Source organism: Bdellovibrio sp. ZAP7 (assembly GCF_006874645.1).
Classification (GTDB): Bacteria; Bdellovibrionota; Bdellovibrionia; order Bdellovibrionales; family Bdellovibrionaceae; genus Bdellovibrio.
Window position 1 is genome coordinate 1,656,279 of record NZ_CP030082.1, and the last position, 15,999, is coordinate 1,672,277.

The 15,999-nt window shown below is 46.8% G+C and carries 15 protein-coding genes and 1 tRNA gene; 13 read left to right on the forward strand and 3 right to left on the reverse strand.

Features of this window, described 5'->3' with window-relative positions:
- The first annotated feature begins 9 nt into the window (after positions 1-9).
- The 5 genes from DOM22_RS08030 (at position 10) to DOM22_RS08050 (ending at position 5,314) form a co-directional block, all read left to right on the forward strand.
- A complete protein-coding gene (locus DOM22_RS08030) occupies positions 10-678 on the forward strand; it encodes a hypothetical protein (RefSeq protein WP_142699865.1) in 669 nt (222 codons plus the stop codon).
- A gap of 41 nt (positions 679-719) precedes the next feature.
- Complete coding sequence (locus DOM22_RS08035) at positions 720-2,123, forward strand: hypothetical protein (protein ID WP_142699866.1); 1,404 nt, start codon at positions 720-722, stop codon at positions 2,121-2,123.
- 95 nt (positions 2,124-2,218) lie between these two features.
- Entirely contained in the window at positions 2,219-3,391 is a 1,173-nt protein-coding gene (locus DOM22_RS08040; protein ID WP_142699867.1) for a hypothetical protein, read from the forward strand.
- A 111-nt stretch (positions 3,392-3,502) separates the two neighbouring features.
- Entirely contained in the window at positions 3,503-4,675 is a 1,173-nt protein-coding gene (locus DOM22_RS08045) for a hypothetical protein (RefSeq protein WP_142699868.1), read from the forward strand.
- A gap of 9 nt (positions 4,676-4,684) precedes the next feature.
- Positions 4,685-5,314: a hypothetical protein gene (locus DOM22_RS08050; protein WP_142699869.1), complete on the forward strand. Its 630-nt coding sequence runs from the start codon at positions 4,685-4,687 to the stop codon at positions 5,312-5,314.
- A gap of 216 nt (positions 5,315-5,530) precedes the next feature.
- On the opposite strand, the gene DOM22_RS08055 is transcribed toward DOM22_RS08050, so the two are convergent.
- The 3 genes from DOM22_RS08055 to DOM22_RS08065 all read right to left on the reverse strand — a co-directional run bounded on the left by DOM22_RS08055 (position 5,531) and on the right by DOM22_RS08065 (position 6,645).
- The gene (locus DOM22_RS08055; RefSeq protein ID WP_142699870.1) at positions 5,531-5,935 is read right to left on the reverse strand and encodes a hypothetical protein; all 405 of its coding nucleotides are present in this window, start codon (positions 5,933-5,935) and stop codon (positions 5,531-5,533) included.
- Positions 5,936-6,082: 147 nt separating this feature from the next.
- Positions 6,083-6,307 carry a hypothetical protein gene (locus DOM22_RS08060; protein ID WP_142699871.1) on the reverse strand — a complete coding sequence of 75 codons (225 nt, stop codon included), beginning with the start codon at positions 6,305-6,307 and terminating at the stop codon, positions 6,083-6,085.
- Positions 6,308-6,563: 256 nt separating this feature from the next.
- Positions 6,564-6,645, reverse strand: a tRNA-Leu gene (locus DOM22_RS08065).
- 329 nt (positions 6,646-6,974) lie between these two features.
- Between DOM22_RS08065 and DOM22_RS08070 the strand changes: the two genes are divergently transcribed.
- The 8 genes from DOM22_RS08070 to truB all read left to right on the forward strand — a co-directional run bounded on the left by DOM22_RS08070 (position 6,975) and on the right by truB (position 15,908).
- Entirely contained in the window at positions 6,975-8,189 is a 1,215-nt protein-coding gene (locus DOM22_RS08070; RefSeq protein WP_142699872.1) for a hypothetical protein, read from the forward strand.
- A gap of 108 nt (positions 8,190-8,297) precedes the next feature.
- Positions 8,298-8,924, forward strand: coding sequence for a hypothetical protein (locus DOM22_RS08075; protein ID WP_142699873.1), 627 nt, complete (start codon positions 8,298-8,300; stop codon positions 8,922-8,924).
- Between the two features lie 6 nt (positions 8,925-8,930).
- Positions 8,931-9,368, forward strand: a complete 438-nt coding sequence (locus tag DOM22_RS08080; protein WP_142699874.1) for a GNAT family N-acetyltransferase — start codon at positions 8,931-8,933, stop codon at positions 9,366-9,368.
- A gap of 303 nt (positions 9,369-9,671) precedes the next feature.
- Complete coding sequence (gene rimP / locus DOM22_RS08085) at positions 9,672-10,196, forward strand: ribosome maturation factor RimP (RefSeq protein ID WP_142699875.1); 525 nt, start codon at positions 9,672-9,674, stop codon at positions 10,194-10,196.
- Between the two features lie 12 nt (positions 10,197-10,208).
- The gene (gene nusA, locus DOM22_RS08090; protein ID WP_142699876.1) at positions 10,209-11,606 is read left to right on the forward strand and encodes a transcription termination factor NusA; all 1,398 of its coding nucleotides are present in this window, start codon (positions 10,209-10,211) and stop codon (positions 11,604-11,606) included.
- Between the two features lie 42 nt (positions 11,607-11,648).
- Positions 11,649-14,558: a translation initiation factor IF-2 gene (gene infB / locus DOM22_RS08095; protein ID WP_142699877.1), complete on the forward strand. Its 2,910-nt coding sequence runs from the start codon at positions 11,649-11,651 to the stop codon at positions 14,556-14,558.
- A complete protein-coding gene (gene rbfA, locus DOM22_RS08100; RefSeq protein WP_142699878.1) occupies positions 14,558-14,959 on the forward strand; it encodes a 30S ribosome-binding factor RbfA in 402 nt (133 codons plus the stop codon). The genes infB and rbfA overlap by 1 nt, the downstream gene beginning before the upstream one ends.
- On the forward strand, positions 14,949-15,908 hold the full coding sequence (gene truB, locus DOM22_RS08105) for a tRNA pseudouridine(55) synthase TruB (RefSeq protein ID WP_142699879.1): 960 nt from the start codon (positions 14,949-14,951) through the stop codon (positions 15,906-15,908). Before rbfA ends, truB begins: the two co-directional genes overlap by 11 nt.
- The last annotated feature ends 91 nt before the right edge of the window (positions 15,909-15,999 follow it).

Sequence of the window (15,999 nt, forward strand, 5' to 3'; positions counted from 1 at the left end):
GAGGACGTCATGAATAAGAAATATACTAAGTTTTTATTTTATGTTCTGCCTTCAATGTTTTTTGTGACCGTTAGTTTTAATAACTGCGGTCGTTATGGAGAAATGCAGGGGGCGTCTGACCTGTCCTCGACAAGCTCTAGTGGTACTGCGACAGAATCAACAGACTCAGAAGCTCTTGGCATGCCCTATGCGCTTTTGTCGGCAGAACAGACTTTTGAATCGATGTTAAGAGTTGCCAACGTATCAACAGTCAGTGCGGCTCTCTCTACAGAATATGCAAATCGTTATGGCGCTTTGGCTGCAGGCAATGACCTTACTATGGCTAACGGTCCATTAATGCTAAGTGCAACAAGTTTAGGTGGTGAGGTTTGCAATTCAGTTCTTGCCACAGAAAAAGCGGAAGCCGCTGGCTCGCGTGATTTCTTTAATAGTATCAACTTCGCTGCAGGTGTGTCTTCAATGACGGATGCTCAGTTCAACGCCAGTGTGCGAGGTATGGCCCGATCTTATTGGGGGCGTAACGAAACAGCTGAGGAACTGGCATTGCTTCAAACTTTTAAAAGTGAATTTATAGCAGCTTTGGCGGCGAATGCTCGCACTCAAGCTGCGTCGACTAGCAATTTGATGCTGGCGACTTGTGCGGCGATGATTTCAAGCTTCGACGCACTTTCTTACTAATTTTGTTTTTGATTTTTAGGTTTAGTTCTCTGGGGGAGAATATGGCAAAAGATAAAAAAGAAATCCCGTTTTGGGCAGCTACCGGTCACAAAAAGCCAGTTACTCGCCGCGATTTCCTTTCTGCGGGAATCATACCCTTCGCTGCGAACTTGTTCGTACCGAATTGGGTATCGATGATTTTGGGCAATCAGGCTCATGCAGCGAATGACTGTCCTGTTCCTTTGTCATTAATTCCGATGGTAACTGTAAATCTAAGCGGCGGGGCTGCCATGGCGGCAAACTATGTCCCGCAGAATGCAGCTCGCCAACCCCTTGCTTCATACAACAAGATGGGCCTAGGTAATAATCAAGTACCTATTGAACGAGCTTTCGGAAATGCGCCTTTTGCGGGTAATGGCATTAGTAAGTTTTTGACTGGGGTTAAATCCAAAGCGTCAGCTGGTACCATGGGCAAGACAGCTTTTATCGGATTTTGCGTCGATTCTCAAAACGATACGAATCAGAATAAATTTGATGTGTCCGGTGCAGTAACTAAGGCGGGATTGGTGGGAACTAATCTGCCAAACATCGGTAATCGTAACACTCGCACGGGGATGAATCAGTCGGCGGGATTTGCAGTGCCACCGGCACCCTTGATTGTGCAAAACTATTCAGCGTTGTTGTCTTCAATCGGCTATACGGCCTCATTGTCGACGGCTTTGAATGCCAATCAAAAGAACTCATTGGTAAAGCTGATGAGTAATTTAACTCAGACTCAATCTCGTAAAATAGCGACATTAGATGGTGGAGAAACTGTAAAAACGGTTTTGGATTGCGCTGGAATTAAAAACGTGGATGTGATGGCGAAGGGCGCTTCGATCGTAGATCCGCGTTCGAATGCGACATTCGCAAATGTTTGGGGTGTTACCGCTAATACCGCTAACAATAATCGCGAACTTTTATTCGGATCCATGATTTATAATACTTTATTGGGACAAGCAGGTTCTGCAAACATTGAGCTTGGTGGTTATGATTACCATGATGGATCCCGCACGACCGGAGATACCAGAGATCTTGATGCCGGTACTGAAGTGGGGCGCATTCTTGAGAGCGCTTCTGTATTGGGCAAACCGGTTATGATCATGGTGGTTTCCGACGGTTCAGTTTATAGTAATGCCTCCGACGATCGCGCTGCCGGATGGGCGGGAGATCGTGGGCATGGCGTTGCATACCTGTTTTACTTCGATCCTAAAGGCCGTCCTGCGACAAGCGATTTCCAAGTGGGTCAATTCAACGACAATCAAGCTTCGGATCCAACGTTTGTAACTGGTTCGAATCCTGAATTGGTTGCGGCAGCAGTATTTGCTAATTGGTGCCAGGCCAATAAGCGAATGGATCTATTTGATAAAGTTGCGAATCGTATTTTAGATACGTCTCAGCTTTCTCAGGTGATCAAGGTCGCCTAATTTTTTTGCTTCTGCAATGCGGAAGCGATTTGTCGCCTGCTGGGGAGTGAGCGATAAATAGTTAATTGCGTGTTTGTATGTGTTTGGGGGAATGAGTGGGAAGCTCTAAAGTTGTTCAAAAAATTCTCTGGGCCGTTGGCGCTGTCATCACAGTTATTGCTTTTAATAACTGCGGTGAGGGATTCACTATGACAAACCTTAGCTCTGTATCCGGTGGCAGCACCGAGTTTTCTACAGCTGGCGGGGAGTCTTGTGAAGAGGCGATTGTTAAGGTCTATGCCGCAACTTTCCATCCGTTCTTAAATCAAACTTGCGGCGGATGTCATGTGTCCGGTGGTATAGGTCTGGGAGTTTTTGGTAGCCCCGATTTGGTGCCGTCATATGCCGCTTTCTCCAGCGTGGGGGCCGCGAAAATTTCAAGTCAGGCCGTGAATGGTTCTCATAAACCTCCGTATACAGGTCCACAAAACCAAGCTCGCATTACGGAGATTAATTCCTATTGGGGTGCTGCTCAGGATAAGTATGCTCAATGTTTGGTTGATACGGGTCAGGCTCAAGTTTCTGCAAAAGTTAAATCTGCAGCACTTAAAGTTCCTGCAAACCTTGCTACAACATTCGTAACGATGACATGGGATTTGGCAGGTGCAACTCCATCGGCTCCGTTAACTGCGACAATTGATATTCGTCGAGCTGTGATCGGTGGTGTGACTCAAGGGTATGAGTTTAGAAATCCAACTTTGCGTCTGAAAAATGTTTCTTCGGGAAGTTACCAAGTCAACACAGTGAATCTTTACGTCAACATGGCGAAAGCGGTCGAGGCGACAACATATCAAAACGTGTCTGCGGTAATTTCTACGACTACAGCCACGAATCTTTCTGCGGGCACGGCAAATGCCATTGTTGTCATGACTCCAAATGCGAATGATGTGATTGCCTTGGAATACGAAACTTTGAAATCGACGACAGCAACGGCTCCAACGCCGACTCCAACAGCAACGGCGACTGCTACCGCAACACCAACAAACGTGACTTATTCACAGTTGATTGCCGCAGGCGGAGTGTTTGCGAATAGCTGTGTGAGTTGTCATAGCTCAAGCAATGCGCGTGGTGGATTGGATTTGACAAAATATGCGAGCGCGAAAACAGCCGCCGCAAATATTCAAGCGCGTATGAATAACTCCAATAATCCGATGCCAACCAGTGGTATTCTCTCTGAAGCTCAACGTACGATGGTGGACGTCTGGGTTGCTAACGGTGCTCCTCAGTAAGGAGCGCCGCAAAAACTCCGAGCATTTGTAAGCTTTTTGATTTGCGCCTCATTCGTTGGAACCATAGACTTAAACACGAAATAAGTCTTGTCCATCAAATGAGGTTGCAGCGTGATTTTACTTCTTCCATTTTTGCTTCTTGCAGGACTAATAATTCCACAAGTCAGCCAAGCGTATCCGGATTTTATTTCTTACGGGTACAACACATGCATTACATGCCATTATAATGGGCAGGGTAACGGTCCTCTGACTGATTACGGTCGCGCTCTTTTCACGACGGAGATCGCCGCTCGCGATCTGGTATTCAATAAAAAATTATCCGAGGAAGAAATCGCTGCTAAATCGGGTTTTTTGGGTTCGACTCAATTGCCATGGTGGATTCGTCCAGGTATCAAATATCGCGGTCTATACTTTCAGCAAAATCCCGGCGGACCTGCCGCAGTTACAAAATATATCACGATGCAGGCGGACGCCAACGTCGCCGTTCAATTTGATCGTGGCGCGAAATACTTGATGGTTTTATCTGGTGGTTATCAGCCAACTCCGGCAGCTCGTGCCAACATCAATGATCCTGACAATAAAAACTTTATCTCCCGCGAACACTACTTCCGTTGGCAGGTAAATAAGAAATTCTACACGTACGTAGGAACGATGGATAAAGTCTTCGGTATTCGCACCGCTGACCATACGTCTTACAGTCGTTTGGTGACGGATGTTGCTCAAAATGACCAATCCACAGGCGTGATCACGCAATACTACGGCGACAATTGGGAAATCACGGGAGATCTCTTTATTGGTAACGTCTTGCAGGAAGATGAGGACGTTCGTCAAAAAGGTCTTTCTGTGATGATGGAATTTGACGTAGCAGACAAGAACCGTTTGGGTTTCGCAGTTATGCAGTCAAAAAATGATTACGTGGAAAAGACTCGCTTGGAATTCCATCAAAAGCTCGGCTTTGAAAAAGGCGACAGTCTGTTGACTGAGGTGGGGTTCGTGAAAGACAGCCCTCTGGCAAATCCAAGTGACAAGGTCGGTGGCTATTTCATGTTGCAAAGCTTACTGGGGATCACACGTGGTTATAATATTCTCAGTCAAATTGAGTATTACAATGCCACAATGTCATCAGAGTCAGCCGATGAATTTAAATGGTCTTTCGGTCTTTTGGCCTTCCCGATGCCGCGTGTGGAATTCCGCGCAGGTTTCGTAAATGGTCGCAAATTAAATGATACATCTGTGAATGCGGATGCTTGGATGTTGCAGTCACAACTGCATCTGTCCCTGTAGGAGGCGTACGTGAAACAGCTTTTGATTATCTTTTCGATCGTTTTACTGTCAGCTTCTGGTTGGGCTCAGAAAAATGGAGCGCCGACAAAATCCGTTGCTACTGCAGCGCCGACTACGGCACCTCGTGCATTGGAGCGTTGGTTGTTAACAGGCGAATACAACTCCTGGGTTGAGAAGCTTTCTATTTCCAATAACTCCGGAAGCACTCAAGACGCGAAAGCGTCGTACTATGGTTTCGGCGTGGGAGTAGAAAAAAACTTTTACTATTCCAAATGGGGTTGGGGAGTTGGTGGTGGAATCTCTGGTGGCAGCGCCGTCGGTGGAGACAAAAATACCGGCCTTAATTATTTCCAAGCCCGCGTGCCTTGGACCGCCCTGCGTATCACTCCCCGAATATTCTATCGCATGGGGCCGAAAGTAGATTTGGGATTCGATATCTCGTCCTATTTCAAAAACGTGGATTGGCCGACGGGTGCAAGCGGCGATCTGACCGTGCAGTCGGGGTCAAAAATGATCTCCGGCGGTTTCTTAGATTTAAGAGCGCGCGTAGGGCAGTCCTTCGAATACATCCAAAGCTTCGGAATGGTTTATAAGGATGAGACGATGTATTGGCGTGTAGGTTTGGCCTACCGATTGTAGGGGTTGATGAAAATGGCCCGATCGACTTCGTTGTCGGGCTATCTCCTCGCTCCGACGGGCATTTAGCCCGCCTGCGCTGCGGGGATAACCCTCCGCCTCGCGCTCGAACCATTTTGATCAACCCTGTTTTGCATTTTGAGACGGGGATGGATACGGGTTCGGGGACGTGGGGTAGATATTAGACATAAAAAAAGCCTGGTTTTTACCAGGCTTTTTTTATTGGATGTTTAGGATCCAGGTTTCTAGAGTTTGCAGTTGGTCGGAGGTGAGGTTGCCTCCAGAGGGTGGCATGTTTCCGGCGATACCTGTGCTGTTGCCAGCAATTTTCGTGTAAAGCTGAGAGCCTGAAAGGCTTCCTGGGGTCACCAGGTTTTGCGCTATGAATTGAGCTTCAGAGATATTGCCCCAAGTTTGATGGCTTGCTTGAGTGTGGCAAGTCGCACAGTGGTCGCGCAAGATCGTTTGAGCTGCCTGGAAAGCTGGCGTTCCGCCGCCACCCTCACCGTAAATATCAGCATCATAACTGGATGAATTGTAGGCTTTGCCACAGCTCAATGGAGTTAAAAGGGCCAGGCCCAATATAGCGGAAAGTACCAGTTTTGTAGTCGTTCTAAGTCCCATGTCTTTATTAAGCCATGGCTAAAGGAAACTGAAAAGCAAACAAAGGTCCAAGTCTTGTTCCCGAACGCTCAAAACCAAGGGTTACGACTCCAAATTTCACCGTTCAAATTTGGGTCGCCAGAACTCGCATCCTTTGAAAACAAGATCCTATTTCCGCTCAGGAGCGGGTGACATTTGCGTCGAAGATTGGAGAGGATTTGTTTTCGCAAACAAAGAAACCGGATTCGTTTTCTTAGTCGTGATTTCAGCCCCGGAGTTGATTTTAGAAAGAGTTTCAGTAGCTTTAGCGATTGAAGAGGCGGCGGTAAGATTCGGCTGCGCACCAGCCGATAGACAGCAAAAAAACAAAAGACCGATCAAAAGAGCCTTCATATAAAACACCTCATTACTGAGTCAACTATATCAAAAAATTAAGGCGCTTTGTATAAGCGTCATTAAAAACAAGACCGAATTACTTAACTACTAGGAGTTCGCTGCCGGCGGCAGTGAACGACAAAAACAAAGCTACGATTTTAGTGGTATTAATCTTCAGGAAATACTTCGACGAAGTCGGAGTGCGTAAGGCAAAAATTAAAAAACCGCCATAGGGCGGTTGTTCTTACTTCGATGGAGTCGAAGCGTAAGCAGTTGGTGCGGGTGGAGGGACTTGAACCCCCATGCTTTCGCGGAAGATTTTGAATCTTCTGTGTCTACCATTTCACCACACCCGCAGTGAGGTGATCTTTTTAATATCAGAAGGCCCTCATCCTCAACATCTTTTTTCAAAAAGCCTGATTTTTCTGAGTTTTTGCCCGCTTTTTCAGCGGGTTTTGTGCTCCAGGCCAATTTGACCCCAGTTTGAAAGAAGTTCAGGAAGCGTTCGATCAGTTGTCACTCTTTTATGCTGCCACCCAAAATAGGGGGAGTTCCTTAGGGTCGCTAAAGCCCGCAAATTCAAGGGTTTACACGGTGTGGACGAAAAGCGGCGCAGTTGGCATTGGCCTTGCTTTAGAGGGATTCGATTTAAAAAGGTTTTAGAAAACCACACTGAGGAGACTTTATGAAAAAGTATATCTATATTCTTGCGGCTTTGAGCATGGCGCCGGTATTCGCGTTGGCTCAATCCCTTGAGAATGATGTTGATGCTGAATTGGACGCTATGTATGCCAAGCAAGCGCCAAAACAAGCTGTTGGGACAAACACAACAGTTCTTCCTGCTGCCGCTCAAGGTGAAGTGCAGTCTGTGAAGCCACAACCTATCTATATTATTAACTCACCAGCGCAGGCCGCTCAGGCTACTGCAGCAACTCAGCAAGTTCAAAAACAGCCAACAACTGTTATTGAAGCTTCGCCTTTGGCTGAATCTCGTGCGGAAGCAATCCGTAAGAGCCGTCAGGACGCTGAGGTTCAAACTGAACAAAAGATCGTTGAAAAACTTGAGCAATCTCGTATGGAAGACGAAAAACGTCGTGCTGACGTATTGTTCGGTGATAAATTTAACAACTTAAATAATCAACAACAGGTTCCAGTTCAACAACCCGTAGCAGCTCCAGTAGTTGTTGCTCCCGTTGCGGCTCCGGCTCCAATTATCGTTGAAAAACAAGTGAACGACGACGCTGCAACTCGCGAATTGATCCGTCAGGAAATGGCTGCGTCTTTAGAGAAAAACAAACCAGTTGAAACACGCACTAAATACGTAGCGGGTTTGATCGGTATGGGTGACTATCCAGACGTTTCTAACGTTAAGGGTAACTACGCTCTGGGTGTGTCTTTCGGTAATAAAGTTGACGGCTTCATCATTGAAGGTTCGTTCCTTTACTCGAACTACACTGTAAGTCCAAATCAATGGACGATGAACAACCCGTACTACAACAATGTTGATATCAATCAATACACAGGTTCTTTGGCAACTAAGATCCAGTTCTTTGATGGTATCGTGAAACCAGTTATCGGTGGTTTGGTTGCTTACTCATACAGAACGTATGATTTGAAATCGAATAACTACACTTACAACTATAACTACAACTACAACAATAACAACCTGAAGTCTGATGCAAACTCACACGCAGTAGACTTGGGTGCTTTGGTTGGTGCTGATTTGGAATTCTCTCCAAAATACTCTATTGGTTTGGATTTCAGATATATGTGGAATCTTTCCAGCCGTATCAACTACGGAAGCAACTACAACGCGAACTACAACCAATGGATGAACACAAATCCAATCGAAAAACTGCAATACTATGTAATGACAGTTTCTGGTCGCATGAATTTCTAATTGTTCCCAAAATCTCTCAGTCCCAATTTCTCAGTGGTAGCGGAGTTCTGTAATGGAGCTCCGCTTTTTTTTTGGACAACGCCGGGAACTCCGGTACACAATAGTCCCATGCGTATCCTGATTCTTTCCTTATTTATGACTTTCCAGGCTTCAGCCGCCACAGTGGTTTCAGAAACTGTCGGGCAGGTGGGTGACTATGTGATCACCAGTCGCGAGGTTCAGATCACCTCTGTCATAGACGCCGTTTTATTTCCACCCAAAGATGCCAAAAAAAACACTCTGCAGGAAACCTCTCCAGGGTCTAAGGAATTCCGCAGTCATGTGACGGCGGTTTTATTGGAAGCCGTGGTCGCGATGGAGGCAGAAGCTTTCAACGTGGGCACTGTTTCAGATGCGGAATTGAACGAAGCTGTCGGAAAAATCGAAAGAGCCACGGCCGGAAAAACTTATTGGAGCCAACTGCAGCCAACCACTGTTGAGGTGAATAAGTTCACCACTCGTAAACTGGTCGCTAAAAGCTTTATCAAGTTTAAAACCAGCTCCATGGCCGGAATCGTGTCAGATATCGACGCCTTTGCTTATTACGAAAAAAACAAAGCCAAATTCGGTAGCACTTCGTTTGCCTCTATCAAAGACAATATTAAATCATTCCTTGCGCAACAGCAGCTCGAGGAGCGTCTGCGCTCCTGGTTTGAAGTGATGAAACGCAAATACAAGGTGCGAAACTTCCTTTAGGCCCCTATGAGAATCGAATCACTCTATTCACCCCATAAACCGGCGATGCGTGAACTTGTCGAGGCGATCCACCAGCAAGGTGGAATGCTGCCGCAATTTTACTGGCCACCAGAAATGCTGGGGGCTGAGATGGCGACGGCTGAAGCCGTGGGTATTTTTGAAGGGGAGGATCTGGCGGGTTTTGTACTTTACCGGGAAGTTCCCGATGCCTGGGAGATTTCCTTGGTGGCGACACATCCACGATTCCAACGCCGCGGTCTGATGGAGATCTTGATTAGGCATTTGATTGCCGCAAAGGGTCAAGGTCGCGAGTTGTGGTTAGAAGTGCATGAAAGCAATGAATCGGCCCAAAAACTCTATGAAAAGCTCGGTTTTAAGCTCACGGGCCGTAGGCCGCGCTATTATAAGGATGGGGCCACGGCGCTATTGTACTCCTGTCCCTAGGGCTAGATAAGTCCTTGCGCTCCTTCAATATTTTTGCTAGTTTAAGGACGTTCGATGGGCCCCGTAAGGCCCATTTTTTTTTGCCACTGAATTCTCTTTTGAGTTCCTCGGACAAAACGGGATGTGTCGGCCAGATACGTTGATTCTTATGAAATCGATGTTTGAGCCTACACACGCTGCAGGCCCTAGTTGGAAATTTGCCAACGGCTTTTAGCAGGAGTCACTTCATTAGTAAGCTGAAACCACCCGTATCGGGGTTGGTGGGCTGAAGCCGCACAGATGGTGCGTAAAGGAAGTGAAGAGATGTCTGAGAGACCCTCTTGGTTAGATAAAGTAGAAAAAATCGCAACTGACGCCGCTGAATCTCAGGGATGTCTGCTTTACGATATCGAATTCGTAGGCATGGGCAAGGGTCGTACTTTGCGCTTGTTCATTGATAAAGATGACGAGGGCGGTATCAGTCTTGAAGATTGTTCGAATGTTTCTAAAGCTTTAAATGAAGTTTTGGAAAAAGACGAAGATATCATTCCAGGGGCTGCATATGCTCTGGAAGTTTCAAGTCCGGGTTTGGAGCGCCACTTGGTAAAACCATGGCACTTCCAAAAAGCGGTAGGCAAGAAAGTGTATCTGAAAACATCCAAATCTCTGGAGAGTATGGGTGTGACAGATAAAAAATGGAAAGCTGCTAAAACCGTCGAAGAGGTTATTGAATCTGCCGACGATCAAGGTGTGCGATTCGTGGTCAAAGACGTCGAGATTAAAATCCCGTACGGTATGATCGAAAAAGCTAAAGTTTTGTTTGAAATTAATAAAGGTCAAAAAAAGTAGAGAGGATGAGCCATGGCTGAAAATATGTTTTCAGATCTTTCCAAAGTGATTGAACAAGTTGGTAAAGACAAAGGTATCGACAAACAAGTCGTTATCGATGCAATCACTCAAGGTATGCTTGTAGCTGCCCGTAAAAAATACGGTACTTACCGTGAAATCGAAGCGGCCTACAACGAAGAGACTGGCGAAGTTGAACTTTTCGAGTTCAAAGAAGTTGTACCTCGCGAAAAATTCGTCGACGAAGAAGTTGAAATCACTTATGACGACGCCGTTAAATTGGATCCAAACGTTCAAATGGACGACTCTATTGGTATCAAGTTGGAAGCAACTGACTTGGGCCGTATCGCAGCGCAAACTGCAAAACAAATCATCATGCAAAAAGTGCGTGATGCTGAACGCTCTATCATCTTCACTGAATTCGAAGAACGTAAAGGTGAAATCGCATCTGGTATCGCTCGTCGCGTGGAAAAAGGTGCGATCGTTGTCGATTTGGGTCGTACGGAAGCGTACATCCCACCTCGTGAGCAAATCCCTGGCGAACAATACAAACCAGGTGACCGTATTCAAGGTTACTTGTCTGAAGTTCGTCAAACGACACGTGGTCCACAAATTATCATGTCTCGCGCTGATGAACGTTATTTGATGAAACTTTTCGAAATGGAAGTTCCAGAAATCTATGACGGTGTGGTTGAGATCATGGCCGCGGCTCGTGAGCCAGGACAACGTGCTAAAATCGCAGTTCGTTCTAACGACCAAACGGTTGATCCAGTAGGGGCTTGCGTTGGTATGAAGGGTTCCCGTGTACAAAACATCGTACAAGAACTTCGTGGCGAAAAAATCGATATTGTTCCTTGGGATGAAGACATCACTCGTTTCGCGGTGAATGCTTTGGCTCCGGCTGAAATTTCTCGCGTATTCCTGGATGATACAAACCGTGAGATGGAAATCGTGGTTCCAGATTCTCAATTGTCTTTGGCTATCGGTAAACGTGGTCAAAACGTTCGCTTGGCAGCTAAATTGACGACTTGGAAATTGGATATTATTTCTGAATCTTCAGCGGCGTCTCGTACTGCGGAATCCATCTTCAATTTGATGTTGATCCCAGGCATGAACGAAACTATGGCACAAAACATCTTCCAATCTGGCTTCGGTTCGTTCCAATCTGTAGCTCAAGCAAGTGTACAAGAGTTGATGACGATCCCAGGTTATGACGATCCAGAAAAGGCAGAGAAACTTTCTAACGAAGCGAAAGCTTTGCTTACTAAGTATGAAGCAGAAGGTACTCCAGTACCAACGGCTCCAACCGTTGCCAAAGAAAGCAAAGCGGGCGGTTCAGCGAAAGCTCAAGCCGATGCCTTGTTGAAACAAGAGTTGCAAAAATTGAACTCTCAAGAAGCTGAAGAAGAATAGATTTTTAAAGTTTAAGTTACAGTTACTACACAGGGAGACTGAGTGAGTAATCCAAAAGTTTTTGAATTTGCTAAAGAGATCGGGATGACCCCGCTGGCTTTGATGGACAAAATCCGTGAATGGAATTTGCCTATTAAAAGCCATATGGCAGAACTAGATCCGCAAGTTCTTGAGCAGATTAAAATTAAGTTGGGTGGTGGTGATAAACCCGCTGAAGAAGCGAAACCCAAAAAAACAGCAGCTCGTAAGGCGCCAGCTAAAAAAGTAGCGGCAGCTGAAACAGAAGCCGCGGCAGCAGCAACTGCGCCGAAGCCTTCAGTTATTCGTCGTAAGACGAAAGAGGAAGCGGCTCCGGTTGAAGCAAAAGCAAAAGTAATTTCCAAACCCGAAGTTGAGGAAGAGGCGGAAGCTCCTAAAACAACTCGTGTTGTAGTTAAAAAGCCAGCAGCTGCGGCTGCTCCGAAGGAAGAGGTTGAAGAACCAACTCCAGCGGTGGTTGAAGAAAAGCTTGTTGCGAAACCAGAACCAACACCTGTGGCGGCGGCTCCAGCAGCGCCAGTGGTGGAGGCCAAAGTTGAAGCTCCGGCTCCTGTGAAAACAGAAGCTCCGGCAGCACCAGCGGCATCCGCTCCGATTCAGGCTCGTAAGAAAGAAGTTGTTGTTGGAACTAGCGGTATCGCAAGTTCGTCGACTCCGGCTTCTGCTCCGAAAAGAAATATCATTGGGCGCATGGATCTTTCCCGCGTTCAGACACAAGCTCCGCAGCGCTCACAAGGTGAGCGTCCACAAGGTGGAGGTTTTCAACCCCGCACGGGTGGCGGTGCAAGTGCTTCTTTCACAGGACCTCGCCCGGGTGGTTTCAATCGCCCAGCAGGTGGTGCGCCAACGCGTAACATCCGTCCTGGTTTCGTAGCGCAGCAAGCTCCTCCAGAGATACCAACTGAAGGTGGCGATCACCACCACAACAAAGAGTTTGATAAACGCAAACGCTTTGGTGCAGCTCCGGCTGTGGCTCCAAGTGCATTCAATGCGGGGCCAAGCGCTCGTGAAAAAGAAAAAGAAGAAGAAGTTAAAACGTTCAACCCCGTTGAGTTCCGTAAGCGTGAGATGGTGTTCCAGCCTAAAAAGAAAAAAGGCGTATTGGATCGCGATGCTCAGAAAACTCAAATCACAACAGCGGCAGCTCATAAACGTATCGTTAAAGTTAATGGCACAATGAAGCTGACGGATTTGGCAATGGAGATGGGCTTGAAAGCTCCTCAATTGGTCAAAGTTTTGATGTCGAACGGTGTTATGGCCAACATGAATACTTCGCTGGATTTCGATACGATCGCCTTGATCGTGCCTGAATTCGGTTGGGAAGCACAAAACGTATTCAAAACTGCTGATGACGTGGCGTCGGAAACTGCATTCGGTGATATGGATGCAGAAAAAATCACTCGTCCACCAGTTGTTACAATCATGGGTCACGTTGACCATGGTAAGACTTCCTTGTTGGATGCTATCCGTAATGCTGACGTTGCCAAAGGCGAAGCCGGCGGTATCACGCAGCACATCGGTGCTTACTCTGTTAAATTGGAAGACGGTTCTTTGATCACGTTCCTAGATACTCCGGGTCACGAAGCCTTTACGGCGATGCGTACTCGTGGTGCGAACGCGACTGATATCGCGGTTATCGTGGTGGCAGCGGATGACGGCATGATGCCGCAAACGCAAGAATCTATTAACCATGCGAAAGCAGCTGGCGTACCTATTATCGTTGCTGTGAATAAGATGGATAAACCGGGTGCGAATCCGGACCGTATCAAACAACAATTAACTGAACTTGAAATCGTTCCGGAAGAATGGGGCGGTAACACGATCTTCGTGGAAGTTTCAGCACTTAAGAAAACAGGCTTGAAAGAGCTTCTTGAGCAAATCAAATTGTTGGCTGAAATCGGTGAGCTTAAAGCCAATCCTAAACGTTCGGGCACAGGTCTTGTGATCGAAGCGAAAATGGAAAAAGGCAAAGGACCTGTTGCAACACTTCTTGTTAAAGATGGAACTGTTGCTGTTGGTCAGTACATCGTAGCAGGTACAATGAAAGGCCGCGTTCGTTCTTTGACGAATGATAAAGGTCAAAGAGTTGAATCTGTGGGTCCAGGTCTTCCTGTGGAAGTTTTGGGTCTGGATGGTGTTCCAGCTGCCGGTGATAAGTTCGATATCGTTAAAGACGAAAAAACTGCTGAAGAGATGTCTACGTTGAGAAAAGAACAAGCGGCGAAAGCTGCGGCAACTCCAGCGTCGAAAATGTCTTTGGACGAAATCTTCTCTAAAGTTAAATCTGGCGATGTGAAAGAGCTTGCGATCATCTTGAAAGCAGACGTGCATGGTTCTCTTGAGGCCATCAACGGCATGCTTTCTAAATTGGTAACTCCGGAAGTTAAAGTGCGTGTGATCCACGCCGCTGTCGGTGGTATCAATGAGAATGACGTGACTTTGGCGAACACTTCAAAAGGTATCGTTTTGGGCTTCAACGTACGTCCTGACTTGGGCGCACAAGCAAAAGCGAAACAATTGGGTGTCGACATCAGAACTTACTCGATCGTTTACGAATTGATCGACCAAATGAAAGCTGCAATGTCCGGTCTTCTTACTCCAGATATGGTTGAAGAAGTTATGGGCCGTGTGGAAGTTCGTAACGTGTTCAACGTACCAAAAGTTGGAACGATTGCGGGTTGCTTCGTTATCGATGGTAAAGTTCAGCGTAATAATTCGATCCGTCTTCTTCGTGAAGATAAGATCATTTACGAAGGCAAGATCGCATCGCTTAAACGTTTCAAAGACGACGCCAAAGAAGTGGCTCAAGGCTACGAGTGCGGTATCGGCATTGAAAACTACAATGACGTTAAAGTCGGCGATATGATGGAAGCCTTTATTAAAAAAGAAGTTGCTAGAGAATTGGGTCTATAATGAAAAACATGGGTGATGGGCGCAGAGTCGCTCGCGTAGAACGTGAAATTCAAGCTACCATCGCTCAGTTTTTGATCCGTGGTTTTAGAACACCGTTGCCAGGTTTGGTGACGGTGGCTTCGGTTAAAATGCCTGCGGATTTGCGTGCCGCAAAAGTCTATGTCAGTGTTCTGGGTTCCGATAAGGACCAGGAAACGGCGTTGGAGCTTTTGCAGGAACGTGCCTTTGAAATTCAAAACTATATCGGCAAAGAACTTAAAATGCGTTATTGCCCAAAACTGACTTTCTATGTGGATCACGCCACAGAACAGGTTTTGAAAGTGGAGCGCATTCTTTCTGATCTTGAATTGGAAAGAAAATCCAAAGAGCCTAAAGAAGACTCAGAGTCTGATGACGAATAATTCTGAAAATTTAAAAACGCCTCCGGCTAAACGGATCAGCGTCGATTTCAACGGCTTATTGTTAGTTGATAAGCCTTCTGGCATTTCGAGCCATGACGTGGTTTCACGCTTGCGCCGTATTATGGGCACGAAGTCTGTCGGTCACTCCGGCACGTTGGATCCAATGGCGTCCGGCTTAATGGCCTGCCTGATCAATGAAGCGACCAAGCTTTCTCAATACATTCTGGAAGGTGACAAGGGCTACCGTGTGCGCATTCAATTTGGAATTCGCACAGATACCCTGGATACCACCGGAGAAACTTTGGAAACCAAGCCCGTCAGTCTGGTGCAGGAAACATTGCTCTCTGAAGCCATGAAACTGCAGGGTGAGATGGAAGTGGAAGTTCCGATTTACTCGGCCATCAAAGTTCAGGGTAAAAAACTTTACGAATATGCCCGCCAGGACAAAGACGTCGTAATCCCTAAAAAGGTCATGAACTTCTGGGATGTACAGTTTCTGGGAATGGGTGAGGATTGGGCCGAGTTTGATCTTCGCTGTTCTAAAGGCAGCTACATTCGTACTTGGGTGGACCTTTTGGGGCAGGCTCTTGGCTGTGGTGCGGCGATGAGTGCCTTGCGCAGGACATATTCGGCTCCCTATCATTTGCAGCAGGGGCAGACCCTGGAAGCGATTGAGGAGTGTGTAAAAAAGAGCACTTTTTCGAGCGCTTTTGTTGCGATGGATGCCGCTTTGCCGATGGTGAAGCGTATCCGCGTGAAGGGGCAGGATCAGGTGCTTTTGGGGAATGGCCAAATCAGCCATGACCTGCGTAGCCAGCTTATAGCTGTTTTTAAGCCCGAAGAAGACCAATACGTGCAGATTCTTGCCCTGGAGGGCGGGAAGCTTTTGGCCATTGTTGGCCTCGAGCCGGGGCGAGGATTTGTCCTGAAGCGCGTATTTAAATACTAATTATTTTCACTACTTGACCCCGCTTGCGGGCTCAGATAGAACCTTACAAAACCTGCCTAGGATCGACAGCCATGACGACTAAGGTGGGGAG